Origin of the sequence: Enterobacter sp. Ap-867 (assembly GCF_011752855.1) — a bacterium.
GTDB lineage: Bacteria > Pseudomonadota > Gammaproteobacteria > Enterobacterales > Enterobacteriaceae > Cedecea.
This window is the reverse complement of the sequence record NZ_VWWS01000011.1, coordinates 20,926-37,595: the sequence shown is the minus strand read 5'-3', so window position 1 is coordinate 37,595 and position 16,670 is coordinate 20,926. Positions and strand designations below refer to the sequence as shown.

Here is a 16,670-nt window from a genome sequence, read left to right as displayed (position 1 = left end):
ATGACGGAACAAAATACTTCCTCCGCCATAGTTGAGGAAACCACACCCGCGGCGGAGACGCCATCACACGCCGAGCCCGTGACGAAGAAAAATCGTTCCGGCATTGCCGGTATTGCGCTGGGGGCCATCGCGATTGCCATTGCCCTGGCATTAGGTGGCGGACTTTATAGCTATGGTAAGCATCAGGCGTCCACTCAGACGGCCACCAGCGATGCGCTGGCAAATCAGCTGATTGCCCTGCAAAAACAGCAAGAAGAACAAAAAAGTGAATTTGAAGCGGCGCTAAAACAGCAGACGACCGCACTTAGCGACGCCAACAAACAGCAGGCAGCGCTGACACGTCATCTGGACGAAGTGCAGCAAAAAGTCGCGACTATTTCCGGTAGCGATTCCAAAACCTGGCTGCTGGCACAGGCCGATTTCCTTGTGAAACTGGCCGGCCGCAAGCTGTGGAGCGATCAGGATGTCACCACGGCCGCTGCGCTATTGAAAAGCGCTGACGCCAGCCTGGCAGATATGAACGATCCAAGTTTGATCACCGCTCGCCGCGCACTGACCGACGATATCTCTACGCTGTCTACGGTAACACAGGTCGACTACGACGGAATTATCCTCAAGCTCAATCAGCTCTCTAACGGCCTGGATAATTTGCGTCTGGCCGACAACGACAGCGATGATTCCCCGATGGATTCTGACAGCAGCGAGCTGTCAGGTACGATTACCGAATGGCGCCAAAATCTGGTGAAAAGCTGGCACAGCTTTATGGATAGCTTTATTACTATCCGCCGCCGCGATGAAACCGCGGTTCCGCTCCTGGCGCCGAATCAGGATATCTACCTGCGCGAAAACATCCGCTCCCGCCTGCTAGTCGCCGCGCAGGCGGTGCCACGCCATCAGGAAGACACTTACAAGCAGGCGCTGGATAACGTTTCAACGTGGGTTCGCGCCTACTACGACACCAATGATTCCGCCACCAAAGCGTTCCTTGAAGAGCTTGATGGCCTGAGCCAGCAAAGTATTCATATGGATATTCCGCAAACGCTGCAAAGCCAGGCCCTGCTTGAAAAGCTGATGCAGACTCGGGTTCGCAATTTGCTTGCTCAGCCGGCAAGTCCTGCGGCCAATAATGCGCAGCCAGAAGCGGCCCCCGCTCAGCCGGCACCTGCCGTAAGTCAGGGGGAATAAGTATGATTAAAGTCTTATTGCTCTTCCTGCTGCTGATTGCGGGCATCGTGCTGGGCCCAATGCTGGCAGGCCATCAGGGCTATGTTTTAATCCAGACCGATAACTACAACATTGAAACCAGCGTGACCGGATTAGTCATTATTCTGATCCTGACCATGCTGGTGTTGTTCGCCATCGAATGGGTATTGCGCCGCATTTTCCGTACCGGTGCCCGTACCCGTGGGTGGTTCCTGGGCCGCAAACGCAGCCGCGCCCGCAAACAGACCAAAGCCGCATTGTTGAAACTGGCCGAAGGCGATTATCAGCAGGTTGAGAAGCTGATGAGTAAGAATGCCGATCACGCCGAACAGCCGGTGGTTAACTACTTGCTGGCTGCCGAAGCCGCCCAGCAACGCGGGGATGAAATTCGTGCGAACCAGCATTTAGAGCGCGCCGCCGAACTGGCGGATAGCGATCAGCTCCCGGTCGAAATCACTCGCGTTCGCCTGCAGCTTGCCCGCAATGAAAACCACGCCGCACGCCACGGCATTGATAAGCTTCTGGAAATTGCGCCGCGCCATCCTGAAGTGCTTCGCCTGGCCGAGCAAGCTTACCTGCGAACCGGCGCGTGGAGTTCCCTGCTGGATATTCTGCCGACCATGGAAAAAGTGCAGATTGGGGATGAAGCCCACCGCGATGCGCTGCAACAGCAGGCTTGGATCGGCCTTATGGATCAGGCGATGGCCGGACAGGGTAACGAAGGCCTCAAAACCTGGTGGCGTAATCAAAGCCGTAAAACGCGCCACCAGACCACGCTGCAGGTCGCCATGGCAGAGCATCTTATTGAGTGCGATGATCACGACGCCGCCCAGGAGATCATCCTTGACGGGCTGAAGCGCCAGTATGACGATCGTCTGGTATTGCTGATGCCGCGTCTGAAGTCAGGTAACCCAGAGCAGTTAGAGAAAGCATTGCGCCAGCAGATCAAAACGCAAGGCGATCGCCCTTTACTGCAGAGTACGCTTGGCCAGTTGCTGATGAAACACGGTGAATGGCAGCAGGCATGTGATGCATTCCGTGAGGCCATTAAACAGCGCCCGGATGCCTACGATTACGCCTGGCTGGCAGACTCTCTCGACAAATTACATAAGCCTGAAGAAGCCGCCCTCATGCGTCGTGACGGTCTGTTGCTCACGCTGCAAACTCCCTCTAACAGCTGATCATCAGGGCGGAGCTCTACCGCCCTTTTCTTTTTCCCACGCAAAAAAAAACACCTGCCAAAAGGCAGGTGTTAAAACAGGTCTGTTTGACAACTAAGTGGTGCTTCACTCAACGTTATGTCCAGGGTGTTCGATGAGACCCCATGGGGGCGACATCTGTCGGTGGACGATAAGCACCGTAATCGGCTCTGCGTCATTCCTTGGTTTATGAAGCCGAAGCAAACATAAGAAGTGGAATGAGCATCTACGCAGGTATTATTGCACAATACATGCCAGGTTTGCATGCAGAAACGGACTCAACTACCAAAATTAGTATTTTCATAGTATTAGCACCGCAAAGCTTTCTCCCCCAGGCTTTCCCGCCGGCCTGCACCGGCAGAAATAAATTGTCTCCTCCAGGAGACAAGCCGTGGCTTAAATAAAAAAACCAAATAAAAACATGAGATTAAATGTCTCCATTTGAAGACACAAAATCACCCGATTGTCGCACCCAGGCGACAATTTCAGCGGCAGAATGACAAGGCTGGGTTTGCGACCGCGGGAATTTGCGAGGGGAGACATCCCCTGCGGGCCGCTGCTGAAGCAACGTTGCCTCGCTACGCTCGGCTCAAACCTCCTTCGAAGGTTCTCATCCTCTGTAAGCTTCAGATGCAAAAAGGCCAGCTCGAAAGCTGGCCTTTTCTAAAGTGGTCGGCGAGAGAGGATTATTCCCCTAAGGGCCGTTGCTGAAGCAACGTTGTCTCGCTGCGCTCGGCTCAAACCTCCTTCGAAGGTTCTCATCCTCTGTAAGTTTCAGATGCAAAAAGGCCAGCTCGAAAGCTGGCCTTTTCTAAAGTGGTCGGCGAGAGAGGATTATTCCCCTAAGGGCCGTTGCTGAAGCAACGTTGTCTCGCTGCGCTCGGCTCAAACCTCCTTCGAAGGTTCTCATCCTCTGTAAGTTTCAGATGCAAAAAGGCCAGCTCGAAAGCTGGCCTTTTCTAAAGTGGTCGGCGAGAGAGGATTCGAACCTCCGACCCACTGGTCCCAAACCAGTTGCGCTACCAAGCTGCGCTACTCGCCGAAATACTGCTTTTACTGCTGCTTTCAACACATCAAAAGCTTATTAGGGCTCCGGGCTGAAAGCAAAAACCCTTCTTTAGAAGGGCTTTTAAAATTTGGTCGGCGAGAGAGGATTCGAACCTCCGACCCACTGGTCCCAAACCAGTTGCGCTACCAAGCTGCGCTACTCGCCGAAATACTGCTTATACTGCTGATTAATTTAGGTGTGGTGCGAAGAGAGGGACTTGAACCCTCACGTCCGTAAGAACACTAACACCTGAAGCTAGCGCGTCTACCAATTCCGCCACCTTCGCATACATCTAAATTAATGGGGTGGCTAATGGGACTCGAACCCACGACAACTGGAATCACAATCCAGGGCTCTACCAACTGAGCTATAGCCACCACTGTAAAACTTTCACGCGGTACATGATACCACCGCAGCTCTAGCGCCATTATGATAAATGGTGCGCCCGACAGGATTCGAACCTGAGACCTCTGCCTCCGGAGGGCAGCGCTCTATCCAGCTGAGCTACGGGCGCGTAGCGCCGTTGCGGGGTCGGATAATACGGGCTTCGTGCTCAGCTGTCTAGTGCTTATTTCAATAAAATACTCGCAAAACTGCGCGTTTGGTTATGCTTTGTGCATCCTGATGCTTATCCGTTCAGTTTTTCACTAACGGCATGCTTATTCAGGCCAAACACCTTATAAACCAACGTCACCGCAGCCAGGAAAACAACGCCGACCGTCAGCGACATTCGCGTATCTTCATTCAAGCCCATCCCCACAAGCACACACGCCAGGAACGCCATGGTCAGGTAGTTAGCCCACGGGAATAAAATAGATCGGAACGGGTGGCTGGCAATGGCTTCCCGGTGCGCCTTACGGAAGCGAATCTGGCTAATCAGGATCACAAACCACGGCACCATGCCCGGTAATACGCTGGCGCTGTAGACATAAACGAAAACGCGCTGCGGATTTGGAATGATGTAATTCAGACAAGAACCGAGCAGCAGAATACCGATAGAAACAGCTACCCCAACGACAGGCACGCCGCTACGGGAAACTTTCGCCATTTTGGCCGGGAGCTGGCGGTTTTTCGCCAGGGCATACAGCATACGCCCACAGCTGTACATACCGCTGTTACAGCCAGACAATGCCGCCGTCAAAACAACAAAGTTAATAATCCCTGCCGCCGCGGTGATGCCTATTTTCGCGAAGGTCAGTACAAACGGGCTACCTGTAGTGCCGATTTGGTTCCATGGGAAAATAGTGACGATAACGAAAATCGCGCCCACATAGAAAATCAGAATACGCCACAGCACTTTCCCTACGGCACTGCGTAAGGTGACCTGCGGGTTCTTAGCTTCGCCGGCGGTAATACCAATTAACTCCACGCCCTGATAGGAAGCCACAACAATACACAACGCGGTCAGGAATCCTTTCCAGCCGCCAGCAAAGAAGCCGCCGTGCTCTGTAAGGTTGCTAAAGCCAGTCGCCTGACCATGATTTCCAAAACCGAAAAAGATAACGCCCAGGCCAACGACAATCATCACGATGATGGTTGTCACTTTAATCATTGCAAACCAGAACTCGATTTCCCCGTAAAGGCGCACTGCCGCAAGGTTTGCCAGCGCCACAAGCCCTACGGCAAAAATGGCGGGCAGCCACTGAGGAAGATCCGGGAACCAGTATTGGACGTAGACGCCAATCGCTGTAATTTCGGAGATGCCAACCGCCATCCACATAAACCAGTAAGACCAGGCCGTCAGATAGCCGAAAAAGGGGCTCATATAGCGGTGCGCATAGACGGCAAACGACCCGGCTACGGGTTCAAGGAACAACATTTCTCCCATTGAACGCATAATAAAGAACACGAACAGGCCCGCAATAATGTACGCCAGCAGTACCGACGGTCCGGCCCATTTGAGGGTACTGGCGGCGCCCATAAACAGGCCAACACCAATGGTCCCTCCCAGGGCGATAAGTTCGATGTGTCGAGCTTCCAGCCCGCGCTGCAGCTCTGCTTTTTTCTCTGCCATAAATCCTCTGTATTGTGTTTGCTTTACTCCGGTTTTTACCGGTTATTGTGTTTGGTTGTTGCCAGGGTCAATAACAGGCCATGCAGCGTCGGCAAGAGATTTGCTGGCGCAACATCACTACGGCACTGCATCGAGTTGGCGCAATGGTTCCGTATTTTTTACAAAATTACAAATAACTGCGTAACAAACTGGAATAAGTCTGGTTGAAAATCGTGCAGAGAAAGCAAAACGCGCCCGGATGAGCGCGTTGAAAGGTTTAAAGCTTACCGGTCAGATGCCAGCGCTGATAGCGCAGCAGTCTGAGTTGTCTTTTGATTCTGGTTGGCTGGGATAACAGCCGGTATAACCACTCCAGCCCGAATTTTTGCCAAACCTTAGGCGCCCGCTTTACTCGCCCGGTAAATACGTCATATGTACCACCGACGCCCATATAAAGCGCATGGGGATGGACCTTCCGACACGCCTGCATCAGGATCTCCTGACGTGGCGAGCCCATCGCGACGGTAACAAGCTCAGCCCCACTGTCACGAATGCGCTCAAACAAGGCTGGCCGCTGCGCATCGGTAAAATAACCGTCCTGGCTGCCGACAATATTGACCTGCCAAAGCTGCCGTAGCTTAGCTTCGGTCTGCGCAAGAACGTCGGGCTGGCCGCCCACCAAAAATACCGGGGTCCCTTCCTGACCCGCCCGTACCATCAAGGCTTCCCACAGATCGGCCCCCGCTACGCGATTAACCACAGCTTCAGGGTATTTTTTCCGGATGGAGCGAACGACGCTGATGCCGTCGGCGTATTTGTATTCCGCTGCCGCAATCAGACCGCGAGTTTGCTCATCGTCTTCTGCCGTCAGCACTTTTTCTGCATTAATCGCCACTAACGTCCCCTGGCGCAATCGCCCCCCCGCATAGAGATAATCCAGCGCATGCTGCATATCTCGCCATCCCAACAGGTCAAGACCACGAAGAGTATAAAAAGGGGCTTCAGTAGAGTTGTTCATGAATATCCTTGTCATGCATTTTGCGCGTCGACTGCGGACACGCGGCGCAAGCGCTGATGAATAAGCCCCGCGCTTTCAAATAGCCAATAAAGTAATTTTGCCACAACAAGGCAGGCGCCAAAAATGACCAGGAAGAACACCACGCGTGAAACAAAAGAGTCCAGCCCCTCACGAGCCAGAACGATCATATTGAAAATCGCTCCGAAGCAGAACGCATAGATTATTGCCGCTTTATAGCGATTACTTTCTCTGTTCGCCAGCTCATACAGCCAGTCAAACCATTTGATAATCAAGCCGACGACAACTGCCCCGAGTGGGATAAACCACACGCCGCCCATCACCACCAGCGAGCCGATCAGCGTTGGGGAAATGGCCAGTCCCGAATGGTTGTTCAGTACCTGCCAGGTGAAATAGTTCGCGGTATTCAGCACCGTGCCAGGACGATCTGGCCAGACCCAACTGGGGATAAATACGTAGAAATCCCGAATAATAGGTGCGAGCCCCTGGAATTCAATCTTGTCGTAATTTTGCAGCAAGAGACCCAGATTCTCCCACGGAGAGAACGTATCTCGGGTCAAATAAAGGAAGGTATAAAACGCTTCGTCACCGCTGACGTTCAGGCCGTAGCGCTTAAGCGCCAGCCAGAACATCCCGACGATCCCTAGCACACCCGCCGCCGCCAGCATCCAGAGAGAGATCCACCCGCGAATAATGCCGATAAACAAGAAGATGGCGAAGGCGATGATGATGTTGGCACGCGTCCCGCCGACAATCATGTACGTTAACAGGCCGAAACCCACAGTACTGACCAGGAAGAAGATCCAGGCCCAGCTGTCCTGACGCAGAAAGTAAACCACCAGCATGGCTGGTATAAAGAAATAGAAGAAGCGCTTAAGCGCTACGCCTGACACTTCACTGGAGAAAATTTGGCTGTAAGAATGCAGCTTAAACAACAGGAAGCCGTTATGGGCAAAGAAGATGCCGACGCTGACCAGAGCCACTAACACCAGCATCAGCCACGTCAGGTTCGTCTCAACGCGATTCATGGTAAATAGTGGACGCCGCTCCATGTGCCCTGCCTTCGCCCTAAGCCGCGTTTTATAGGTCACATAGTAAATGCCATAGAAACAGGCCGCTGCGAGCTGAGCTTGCAACAGCACGTCCGCGGGCACCACCGATACCCCAAAACGAAACACCAGGGTACAGGTAAACGGAAAGCCGAAGAAAAAGGTCAACAGGTAAAGCAGTGAAAAGAAGACGTTGAAGTTAAAGCGCACGCGGCGAAACTCTTGATACGTCAACAATCCGATAAACCCGACCGACAGGAACCAGACAACAAATAACCCGCCAAATTGCGTCAGACTCATTTTTGCTCTCCAGCCGCGGTGCTAAGCGCGCGATGCCACCCATCGATATAGTTAGGGTTAAAGAAAGCGATGCTTTGTTTATCCAGTAAGCGTAGCTGGCGCTGAGCTTCCCGCACCGTCGCCTCATCCAGGATATCCTCGGTAAAGAGCACCGGAATATGCTGCTCAACCATGTCTTGCCAGAAAGGATTTTTCCGGTTCAGCACGCAGGGGATCCCGGCCTGAATCAGTAAGCAAAGCGTGCCGATGCCCTGCTGGCGTGCAAAGATAAAATAGCCGAGATCGCACTGACGCAGCAGAGTGAGATAATCATTGAATTCGATTTTTTCCGTCAGCACGTCAAAATTTTCCGGGCTAAATAAACCGCTGCCAGCCTGCTTTACTTCTGCAATATAAGCTTCGTTATTTGTCGGGTATCCCATCGGCACAACAATGCGCACCGTGTCGCCAAATTGCTGATGAATAGCCTTCAGTGCATCAACATGCTGGTTGCTGCGGTCACCAGAGTTGCCCACGAGTAACGTCAGCTTCCCGCTGTGTTGCCGATCAACAGCCATTGTATTGAGGCCAGGATCCATACGCGTTGGGAAATACAACAGCTCGCCAGGCACCTGTGGGTGCCGCCGGTGAAAATAGCTTAAATCCCCACGCGTGGCGTAAACGCGCCCAACTCGCCCTTGGGCAAAACGGCGTAACTGGTAAAAAAGCCGAAATTTGATGCTGCGTGATACCTCATAAAGATCGGCTCCCCAGATATGCCAGTTCACCTGCTCCGGCTTTAGTCCCCCGGTTAGCAAGGCAATCCAAAGACTGCCGTTAAACTGCCCGTGAAAAAAGAAACGCTGCTGTCGGTTAGCTCGAGCTTTTGCCACAATTTCTGCGGCAATAGCCTGCTTTGAAGGGCATAGAGAGATCGACAGCGCCGGAAAAGCGGACAACAAAGAGCGATCCTCTGAAACCACGATAAACTCTCGTGCATGAGGCGTCGTGGCGGACAGAACGTCGTTAAAAAAACGTAATACCGTCTGATTATGATGCGGGATATCAGATCCCAATACGTGAATCAGTGTTGTCATGCTCGTCTACGATAAATAAGAAATACGCCACAGCAGAGCGCAAAATAAACAATATAGGTCGCCATATAAGCCTGAGCCGCGCCCAGCGCACCATGAGCAGGTATTAACCAACGCGAAAAGCCGGTTAACAGCATAAACTGACTGATTTCAGTCAAAATATAAAAGCGCAGTGACGCCTTCGCGATAACCAAATAGCCAAACACATAGGCGCCTACCTTCAGCACATCCCCCACCAGCTGCCAGGCAAACAAATCACGCATGGCGATAAATTTTGGCGAAAACAGTAGCCAGATGGCGAAATCACGCAGCAGCCAGACTGTCAGGCTTGCGGCTGCCACGGCGGGCAGAACAAACTTTAGCGAGCGCACAATTTCACGCGTGATGGCGCTTTTTTCTTTCAGACGAGCAAGCGTTGGCAACAGGTAAACGCTAAAAGATGCCGTAATAAACTGCAGATAAGCATCTGAAATACTGCTTACCCCTTGCCAGATACCGACTTCGTCCCAACTGTAATGTTCCGCCAGCAGGTTTCGCATCATCACATAGGCCACGGGGAGCGTGACTGAGGTGATCAGCGCCATGAGCGTAAACTTGCCAAGATGGCTGGCCAGCAGCTTATCCCAGCTCGGTCTCAAATAGCCCAGCGGAACATGTTCACGCCTGACCAGCATAAGCACCGCAGGAACGACGACCAGAGCGGGGACCAACGCGAGACCTAACAGCGCCCCCTGGTAACCGCCGAAGCGATAGCAAGCATAATAAGCCAGCACGCCAACAACGCTGCCTGCAATTAACGCAAGTGCGTTACCCGCCGCATCACGAAACCCCTTCATAATGGCCAGCGACAGGTTTGCCCAGGCAATGCCCATCTGAACCAGTGCCACCAGACGCACCAGGTTCTGGTAGTCCGCATGACCAAACAATCCAAGGCTTATCGGTCCCGCGGCCAGAACGAAAATCACGGCCAGCAGCGACGAAAAACCCAACACCATCGCCGAGGAGGTGCCAAGTACCCGCTTTAACTGCTCCGGATTGTCATGATGTTCAGCAACGTATTTGGTGACACCGTTAAAAATACCCGCACCAGCAAGCACGCCGAGCACGGTCACCATCTGACGAAAATTACCGGCCAACCCCACCCCAGAAGGGCCAAAGGCAACGGCCAGCATTTTGACCACCAGCAAACCGGCACCAATTTTTACCAGCGTGGACCCGGCGGTCCACAGTGATGCTTTAGCTAACGACATCTCAGGCGAAGTAGCTTTGCAGCGTATTGATGACGGTGCGTTGGTTCACTGGCGGCAAGTTATAGAAAAGCGGCAGGCGAAGCAAACGCTCACTTTCACGAGTGGTGAAGCGATCTTCCCCGTGGAATCGACCAAATTTCTCACCGGCCGGGCAAGTATGCAGCGGAATGTAGTGGAACACCGCCAGGATCTCCGCTTCTTTCAGGTAGGAAATCAGCGCGCTGCGGTCTTCAATATCGCGCAGCTTGATGTAGAACATATGGGCATTCTGCACGCAATTTTGAGGAATAGTCGGAAGTTCGATACGCCCGGCTTTTGCTAACGGCAAAAGAGCGTCGTGATAGGTTTGCCACAGCTTCAGACGCTGCTGGTTAATCTGTTCTGCCGCTTCAAGCTGCGCCCAAAGATAAGCCGCCTGCAGATCGGCCATTAGGTAGCTTGAGCCAATATCACGCCAGGTGTATTTATCCACCTGACCGCGGAAGAACTGACTGCGGTTGGTGCCTTTCTCACGAATGATTTCTGCCCGCTCGATTAAAGCAGGGTCGTTAATGAGCGTCGCGCCACCTTCCCCGCCCGCGGTGTAGTTTTTCGTCTCATGAAAACTGAAACACCCGATGTGGCCAATTGCACCCAGCGCGCGGCCTTTATAAGTCGACATCACGCCCTGAGCGGCATCTTCCACCACAAACAGGTTATGTTTTTTGGCGATGGCCATGATGGTATCCATTTCACAGGCCACTCCTGCGTAATGGACCGGCACGATAGCTCGCGTTTTTTCAGTAATTGCCGCTTCAATTTTTGTTTCGTCGATGTTCATGGTATCAGGGCGCACGTCCACAAAGACGATGACGGCCCCTCGAAGCACAAAGGCATTAGCCGTCGAAACAAAGGTGTAGCTCGGCATGATCACTTCATCGCCAGGCTTGATATCCAGCAGGATAGCGGCCATCTCCAGCGAAGCTGTACAAGACGGCGTCAGCAGCACTTTCTTGCTGCCAAAACGTTGCTCCATCCATTGCTGGCAGCGGCGAGTAAATCCCCCGTCTCCGCACAGTTTGCCGCTGCCCATAGCAGCCTGCATGTATTCAAGTTCAGTACCAACGACCGGCGGAGCGTTAAATGGGATCATTTTTTCACCTGTATAACCAGAAGGCGGTGCTTTCTATGGTGGCACCGCTTTTAATGTAGCGACGCAGCGCGGCGGTATTACTCACCTGAGTTGCCACCCGCAGGGTTTGCAAACCACGCTGACGACACCAGTCTTGCGCAGCAGCCATCAGTTCCTCGCCCAATCCTCGTCCAGCAAGCAGGCCAATTCTGGCCTCGACATCATTTAACTGCCGTAACGTCACAAAGCCCTGGGGCTCATCGCCGTTCTGCCGCAACAGGCACTGGTGATCGAACGTGCCAAGGACGGCGTTTTCAATCCATTGCGCATAGAAACGGCCGCTGTCCCCGGCCTTATACCAGGGCGTACGAAAGCGGCTTTGCGTGAATACCTGAGAAGCCGCCTGGCGAAGCGAAGGGATATCATTCGGCTGGGCGATATCGACGGGAATATTTGCATTTTGCGTGCCAACAGAAAGGGCCAAATCCACTTCACCTTCGACAAGCTGGAAGCCAAGCTGCTGCAGACCATCCAGCCAGTCGGTACGATGAGAGGGAATTTTTGCCTGGACGCGCGACCAGGTATTTAACTGATCTTCCTGCAGCGCGGGGGCTTCCTCAGAGAAGCGAACCGCGCAGCTGTTTACGTCAAAGAAACGATTTTCCCAGTCCAGAGGAGTCAGGGTGCCGTGAATTGGGCTCATAGTCAGTTATCGCCAAACACCTTTGGTGTCGACAATCCACGGCTGATGCACCTTATCAGCAGGAACAGCTTTAAATTCTTTATGATCAACCAGCATCACCAGCACGTCAGCCTGTGCAAGCGCGACGTCTGCCGAAGTTAATTCACAGTGGCCGACAAGCTTCCCTGGTAACTCGTGGATATTGGGTTCCACCACCAGCGTTTTACCGCTGTGCCATTCGGCCAGTATCTCGGCAATTTCCATTGCCGGACTTTCACGTAAATCGTCGATGTTGGGTTTGAAAGCAAGACCGAAGCAGGCGATGGTTAATTCGCTGGCGCGGCGGCCTGTTTCAGCCAGGCAATCGGCTATCGCAGCTTTAACCTGATTAATGACCCAGAACGGCTTGCCGTCGTTCACTTCACGTGCGGTGCGGATAAGACGAGCCTGCTCCGGATTTTGCGAAACGATAAACCATGGATCGACCGCAATACAGTGCCCGCCAACGCCGGGCCCAGGCTGCAGTACATTCACGCGAGGATGGCGATTGGCCAGGCGGATAAGTTCCCAGACGTTAATCCCCTGATCGGCACAAATCAGCGAGAGTTCGTTAGCAAAAGCAATATTAACATCGCGGAAGCTGTTTTCCGTCAGTTTACACATTTCGGCTGTGCGAGAGTTGGTGATAATACATTCGCCTTTAAGGAAAATGTTATACAACTCGCTTGCGCGGGCAGAACATACCGGCGTCATACCGCCAACGACGCGATCGTTTTTGATAAGCTCAACCATCACCTGCCCCGGTAAAACGCGTTCCGGGCAATAGGCGATATTGATATCCGCAAGCTCCCCTACCTGTTGAGGGAAGCTCAAATCCGGACGCAGGGCAGCCAGCCATTCCGCCATTTGCTCCGTCGCGCCGACGGGAGAGGTTGATTCCAGCACGACAAGCCCCCCTTTCTTAAGTACGGGCGCAATGGATTCTGCAGCCGATTTCACATAAACCATGTCGGGTTCATGATCGCCCTTAAAAGGGGTCGGCACAGCAATCAGATAAGCATCGGCCTCGACGGGCTGCACGGTAGCGCTCAGGTATCCGCCCTCAACGGCAGATTTCACCACTTTGTCTAAATCAGGCTCAACGATGTGAATTTCACCTCGATTAATGGTGTCGACCGCCCGCTGGTTAATGTCCACGCCGATGACTTTTCGCTTGCTGGAGGCAAACGCGGCAGCGGTAGGCAGGCCTATGTAACCAAGGCCAATAACGGAGATGGTGGCAAAACTCATGATCTCACCTGATGTTGTTTTAAGGCATTCAAAATACGGCGGCAGGCTTCTCCATCCCCGTAAGGGTTATGGGCACGGCTCATCGCCTGGTATTCTTGCTCATCGCTGAGCAGTCGAGTGACCTCTGCCACAATTCGCTCTTCATCAGTCCCCACCAGCCGTACAGTGCCGGCGGCAACAGCTTCAGGACGCTCAGTGGTGTCACGCATGACTAACACTGGCTTCCCAAGAGAGGGGGCCTCTTCCTGAATCCCGCCGGAATCGGTCAAAATAAGCCAGGCGCGATCCATGAGATAAACAAACGGCAGATACTCCTGAGGCTCAATCAAAACAACGTTATCAACGTGCCCCAAAATTCGTCTTACCGGCTCACTGACGTTTGGATTCATATGAACCGGATATACGATTTGCACATCGCTGTTTTGTGCGGCAATTTTTGCCAACGCGTGGCAGATACGCTCAAACCCTTCGCCGAAACTTTCCCGACGGTGTCCGGTGACCAGAATCATTTTTTTTCCGGCATCGAGGAAGGGATGTTTCGCCTCTATTTCCTGGCGTACAGATTCCTGAGTCAGGACGCGATCTCGCACTGAGAGCAAGGCATCAATAACGCTATTGCCAGTCACGAAGATTTTTTGTTCGCTGATATTTTCTTTCAGCAGGTTCTGACGCGAGTTTTCCGTCGGTGCAAAATGCCAGGAAGCAAGATGTCCAGTTAATGTACGGTTTGCTTCCTCCGGCCACGGGGAGTAAAGGTCGCCGGTACGTAACCCCGCCTCAACGTGTCCAACAGGGATCCGCTGGTAGAAGGCAGCAAGGCTTGCAGCAACGGTCGTGGTTGTATCGCCATGAACCAAAACAACGTCCGGCTTAAAGGATTCCAAAATAGGCTTCAGCCCTTCCAGAATTCGGCAGGTAATTTCCGTCAAGCCCTGCCCCGGTTTCATAATGTTTAAGTCATAGTCTGGCGTAATGGAAAAGAGATGTAATACCTGATCCAACATCTCACGATGCTGTGCCGTTACACATACTTTCGCGTCAAAAAACGCGTCTTTTGCCAACGCATCCACCAACGGCGCCATTTTAATAGCTTCCGGGCGCGTGCCAAAAACGGTTAATACTTTCACGGTGATTCTCTTATGTTGAATAAAGTGGAGGCATTCCATCGCTCCTCCACAAGATAAAGGGCCTACGCGGTCTTTGGACGGCGAGCTAAAGCTACTCCAGCACCAACCAGTGCCCCAACCGCACCCCACATAATCAGCAGGAATGCACGACGAGGGCTGTCACGCTTAACTGGCTCTTCTGGCGTGCGTAAATAGCGATAGTTTTGGAAACGAGTATCGACGGTTGGTCCGACATTCAGCGTGTTCAGCATCGCCCGGTTTTGATCGTAATCGATATCAAAATCAGGGCCCACGGCCTGAAGGCTTTCCAGGCGTGCCTGCAACATAGGGCGGCCCAGCATGAACATTTCTGAATCCGGAAGTTCTTCTGCGGGAACATTCGTTTCGCTGCGGGTGATATTTTGCTGTTGAGCGATTTTCAACGCCTGCTCAATGCTTTTTACTTTGCGATCGTAGATAGAGTGCGCGACAGCCTCCTGCCGTTTAACCTGCGCTTTCATCTGAACGGTACGGGCCGCCCAGGCCCCGGTCAACTCTTCGTTCAGGTGGCTAGCCGCGCGCTGGCTTGCAAAAGCAACGTATTGCCGTAAAAGATTGTTGGCATCTGCAGCGGTTTCAGCCACCAGTTTGACGCTGTCGTTAATATTGCGCGCGCTGTCACCAGGGGTGTACTGGATATTGTCGACAATCTCATCCAATAGCGCGGCATCCGCTTTACTGTTACCGACCTGACGCTGCTTGTAGTAATCCGTCTGTAGCCAGAAATCCCTACGGGTATCATATGCAGAAAGCTGCACAACGAATTCTTTATAGGCTTCGTCCATAACCGAAGGCTGATCCGCCGTCGCCATATTCGCTTTCACATCGAGGTTGCGCAGAAACTGTTGCTGAGAATAGTAGCCCCCCAGCATATTGACCGTTGGACGATCAGTGATAGCCGTTGCACTCCACTCTTGTTTCGCTAAAAAGGTGTAAATCAGCGCAATAAGGGCAAACACAAAGGCAATTCCGATAATCCAGAATTTGCCCTGCCACAGCGTACGGAACAGGCCGCGGATATCCAGCTCGTTCTCTACCACCGGGTAATTACCTGGCATATGCTCTTTCATCGCTTCCCCAATTCAAGTCAGACTAAATGTTTACGTTGTTTCTTCGAGTGCGACGTTTATGGCGCCTGATAAAACGAGCGACTTTCCAGGCTCGTTTAATACAAAAATCGTATAGCACAAATGCTAGCAAGAACAATGCCAACATCAGCCATTCTGGAACAAAGTGCACATATTCACCGGCAACGCCGATACCAGCAAGCAGCGCTGCGGCCAGGGTAATCAGCACAAAAGCCTGCCTTGAGGTAAATCCCGCCCGCATGATCAAATGATGAATATGCTGCCGATCCGCGGAGAACGGGCTCATACCTTTGCGCAACCGTCGATACATAATCGCAATCATGTCCATCAGCGGAATCGCGATAATCCATAACGCGGTGACCGGGCTGATAGGATGTGTTTTACCTTGGGTGGTTTCCAGCAAGATCCAGATAATCGTAAAACCGAGCAGCGTACTGCCGGCATCGCCCATAAAAACTTTATAGCGCCGCCCCAACAGGCCAAGGTTCAAAATGATATAAGGCAAAATGGCAACGATCATCGCGAAACACCACATCGCCAGGCTGTGCTGCCCATCCAGCAGAAGGATGATGCCCATGGCCGCAAAAGAAACCGAAGAGAGTCCCCCCAACAACCCATCAATGCCATCCACCATGTTGAAAGCGTTGATTGCCGCCCAAACCGCAAACAGCGTCAGGAAGTAACCAAAAGGCCCCAGCACCAATTCCCAGGGGCCTAAAATATAGCCGAGGCTACCTAGGTAAAGATTGCCGATGACCATCATGACAATCGCAATAATTGCCTGCACCGCAGCACGAATTTTCACGCTAATGTCGTAACGATCGTCCAGGGCACCTACCAGTACCAGCGTGCCGGCACATAACAGGTATAGCCAAAGATGCGGGATATAATAATTGCCGATCAAAAAAGTAAAGCAAACGCCGGCAAATACGGAAATACCGCCCACCAGCGGGACCGTCCCCTGATGGCGTTTACGGAAATTGGGTTTATCAACCAGGCCAACGCGGCGGGCAGCTTTGCGCGCACAAAAAAGGAATGCAGTAGTGAATAAAAAAATGAGGATCAGGTCAGTTCCAGCGGTGAGTAGATTCACAGTGCAGGCTCTCGGAAAAATGGAAGACCAGACGCAACAACATATTTAAATCTCCCTGCAAGACAGGTATTAGTCACAAATTCCTCCCT

Annotated in this window: 13 protein-coding genes, 5 tRNA genes and 3 other RNA genes; 2 read left to right on the top strand and 19 right to left on the bottom strand. The window is 52.6% G+C overall.

Annotated features, from left to right (window positions below):
* Positions 1-1,185 (top strand): uroporphyrinogen-III C-methyltransferase, encoded by a 1,185-nt coding sequence (hemX, locus tag F3J26_RS21355; protein ID WP_166995865.1) that lies wholly within the window; start codon positions 1-3, stop codon positions 1,183-1,185.
* A 2-nt stretch (positions 1,186-1,187) separates the two neighbouring features.
* Entirely contained in the window at positions 1,188-2,384 is a 1,197-nt protein-coding gene (gene hemY, locus F3J26_RS21350) for a protoheme IX biogenesis protein HemY (RefSeq protein ID WP_166995863.1), read from the top strand.
* A gap of 525 nt (positions 2,385-2,909) precedes the next feature.
* On the opposite strand, the gene F3J26_RS21345 is transcribed toward hemY, so the two are convergent.
* From F3J26_RS21345 to wecA, 19 genes are all read right to left on the bottom strand, one after another.
* A non-coding RNA gene (locus tag F3J26_RS21345) (RtT sRNA) lies at positions 2,910-3,037 on the bottom strand.
* A 34-nt stretch (positions 3,038-3,071) separates the two neighbouring features.
* Positions 3,072-3,185: non-coding RNA, RtT sRNA (locus F3J26_RS21340), on the bottom strand.
* A gap of 34 nt (positions 3,186-3,219) precedes the next feature.
* Positions 3,220-3,333: non-coding RNA, RtT sRNA (locus tag F3J26_RS21335), on the bottom strand.
* Positions 3,334-3,367: 34 nt separating this feature from the next.
* Positions 3,368-3,444 (bottom strand) — tRNA-Pro (locus F3J26_RS21330).
* 95 nt (positions 3,445-3,539) lie between these two features.
* Positions 3,540-3,616 (bottom strand) — tRNA-Pro (locus F3J26_RS21325).
* Positions 3,617-3,649: 33 nt separating this feature from the next.
* A tRNA-Leu gene (locus F3J26_RS21320) sits at positions 3,650-3,736 on the bottom strand.
* Between the two features lie 15 nt (positions 3,737-3,751).
* Positions 3,752-3,827 (bottom strand) — tRNA-His (locus F3J26_RS21315).
* A 60-nt stretch (positions 3,828-3,887) separates the two neighbouring features.
* Positions 3,888-3,964, bottom strand: a tRNA-Arg gene (locus tag F3J26_RS21310).
* Positions 3,965-4,078: 114 nt separating this feature from the next.
* Positions 4,079-5,464, bottom strand: coding sequence for a bifunctional threonine/serine APC transporter ThrP (thrP, locus tag F3J26_RS21305; RefSeq protein ID WP_008455535.1), 1,386 nt, complete (start codon positions 5,462-5,464; stop codon positions 4,079-4,081).
* 256 nt (positions 5,465-5,720) lie between these two features.
* Positions 5,721-6,461, bottom strand: coding sequence for a lipopolysaccharide N-acetylmannosaminouronosyltransferase (wecG, locus tag F3J26_RS21300; protein WP_166995861.1), 741 nt, complete (start codon positions 6,459-6,461; stop codon positions 5,721-5,723).
* Positions 6,462-6,472: 11 nt separating this feature from the next.
* Entirely contained in the window at positions 6,473-7,828 is a 1,356-nt protein-coding gene (wzyE, locus tag F3J26_RS21295) for an ECA oligosaccharide polymerase (RefSeq protein ID WP_166995859.1), read from the bottom strand.
* Positions 7,825-8,904, bottom strand: coding sequence for a TDP-N-acetylfucosamine:lipid II N-acetylfucosaminyltransferase (locus F3J26_RS21290; protein ID WP_166995857.1), 1,080 nt, complete (start codon positions 8,902-8,904; stop codon positions 7,825-7,827). The genes wzyE and F3J26_RS21290 overlap by 4 nt, the downstream gene beginning before the upstream one ends.
* The gene (gene wzxE / locus F3J26_RS21285; RefSeq protein WP_166995855.1) at positions 8,901-10,151 is read right to left on the bottom strand and encodes a lipid III flippase WzxE; all 1,251 of its coding nucleotides are present in this window, start codon (positions 10,149-10,151) and stop codon (positions 8,901-8,903) included. The genes F3J26_RS21290 and wzxE overlap by 4 nt, the downstream gene beginning before the upstream one ends.
* Position 10,152: 1 nt before the next feature.
* Positions 10,153-11,283, bottom strand: coding sequence for a dTDP-4-amino-4,6-dideoxygalactose transaminase (rffA, locus tag F3J26_RS21280; protein ID WP_008455546.1), 1,131 nt, complete (start codon positions 11,281-11,283; stop codon positions 10,153-10,155).
* A gap of 4 nt (positions 11,284-11,287) precedes the next feature.
* Complete coding sequence (gene rffC, locus F3J26_RS21275) at positions 11,288-11,965, bottom strand: dTDP-4-amino-4,6-dideoxy-D-galactose acyltransferase (protein WP_166995853.1); 678 nt, start codon at positions 11,963-11,965, stop codon at positions 11,288-11,290.
* A gap of 6 nt (positions 11,966-11,971) precedes the next feature.
* A complete protein-coding gene (gene wecC / locus F3J26_RS21270; protein ID WP_166995851.1) occupies positions 11,972-13,234 on the bottom strand; it encodes a UDP-N-acetyl-D-mannosamine dehydrogenase in 1,263 nt (420 codons plus the stop codon).
* Positions 13,231-14,361, bottom strand: coding sequence for a non-hydrolyzing UDP-N-acetylglucosamine 2-epimerase (gene wecB, locus F3J26_RS21265; RefSeq protein ID WP_336709244.1), 1,131 nt, complete (start codon positions 14,359-14,361; stop codon positions 13,231-13,233). The genes wecC and wecB overlap by 4 nt, the downstream gene beginning before the upstream one ends.
* A gap of 62 nt (positions 14,362-14,423) precedes the next feature.
* Positions 14,424-15,470 (bottom strand): ECA polysaccharide chain length modulation protein, encoded by a 1,047-nt coding sequence (wzzE, locus tag F3J26_RS21260; RefSeq protein ID WP_008455554.1) that lies wholly within the window; start codon positions 15,468-15,470, stop codon positions 14,424-14,426.
* A gap of 22 nt (positions 15,471-15,492) precedes the next feature.
* Positions 15,493-16,581 (bottom strand): UDP-N-acetylglucosamine--undecaprenyl-phosphate N-acetylglucosaminephosphotransferase, encoded by a 1,089-nt coding sequence (gene wecA / locus F3J26_RS21255; RefSeq protein WP_166995847.1) that lies wholly within the window; start codon positions 16,579-16,581, stop codon positions 15,493-15,495.
* Positions 16,582-16,670 lie beyond the last annotated feature (89 nt).

Excerpts from the sequence above, each read along its gene's own strand:
- F3J26_RS21290 (WP_166995857.1), bottom strand. The coding sequence starts at position 8,904 with ATGACAACACTGATTCACGTATTGGGATCTGATATCCCGCATCATAAT.
- hemY (WP_166995863.1), top strand. The coding sequence starts at position 1,188 with ATGATTAAAGTCTTATTGCTCTTCCTGCTGCTGATTGCGGGCATCGTG.
- wzzE (WP_008455554.1), bottom strand. The coding sequence starts at position 15,470 with ATGAAAGAGCATATGCCAGGTAATTACCCGGTGGTAGAGAACGAGCTG.
- wzyE (WP_166995859.1), bottom strand. The coding sequence starts at position 7,828 with ATGAGTCTGACGCAATTTGGCGGGTTATTTGTTGTCTGGTTCCTGTCG.
- thrP (WP_008455535.1), bottom strand. The coding sequence starts at position 5,464 with ATGGCAGAGAAAAAAGCAGAGCTGCAGCGCGGGCTGGAAGCTCGACAC.
- rffA (WP_008455546.1), bottom strand. The coding sequence starts at position 11,283 with ATGATCCCATTTAACGCTCCGCCGGTCGTTGGTACTGAACTTGAATAC.
- wecC (WP_166995851.1), bottom strand. The coding sequence starts at position 13,234 with ATGAGTTTTGCCACCATCTCCGTTATTGGCCTTGGTTACATAGGCCTG.
- wecG (WP_166995861.1), bottom strand. The coding sequence starts at position 6,461 with ATGAACAACTCTACTGAAGCCCCTTTTTATACTCTTCGTGGTCTTGAC.
- rffC (WP_166995853.1), bottom strand. The coding sequence starts at position 11,965 with ATGAGCCCAATTCACGGCACCCTGACTCCTCTGGACTGGGAAAATCGT.
- wzxE (WP_166995855.1), bottom strand. The coding sequence starts at position 10,151 with ATGTCGTTAGCTAAAGCATCACTGTGGACCGCCGGGTCCACGCTGGTA.
- hemX (WP_166995865.1), top strand. The coding sequence starts at position 1 with ATGACGGAACAAAATACTTCCTCCGCCATAGTTGAGGAAACCACACCC.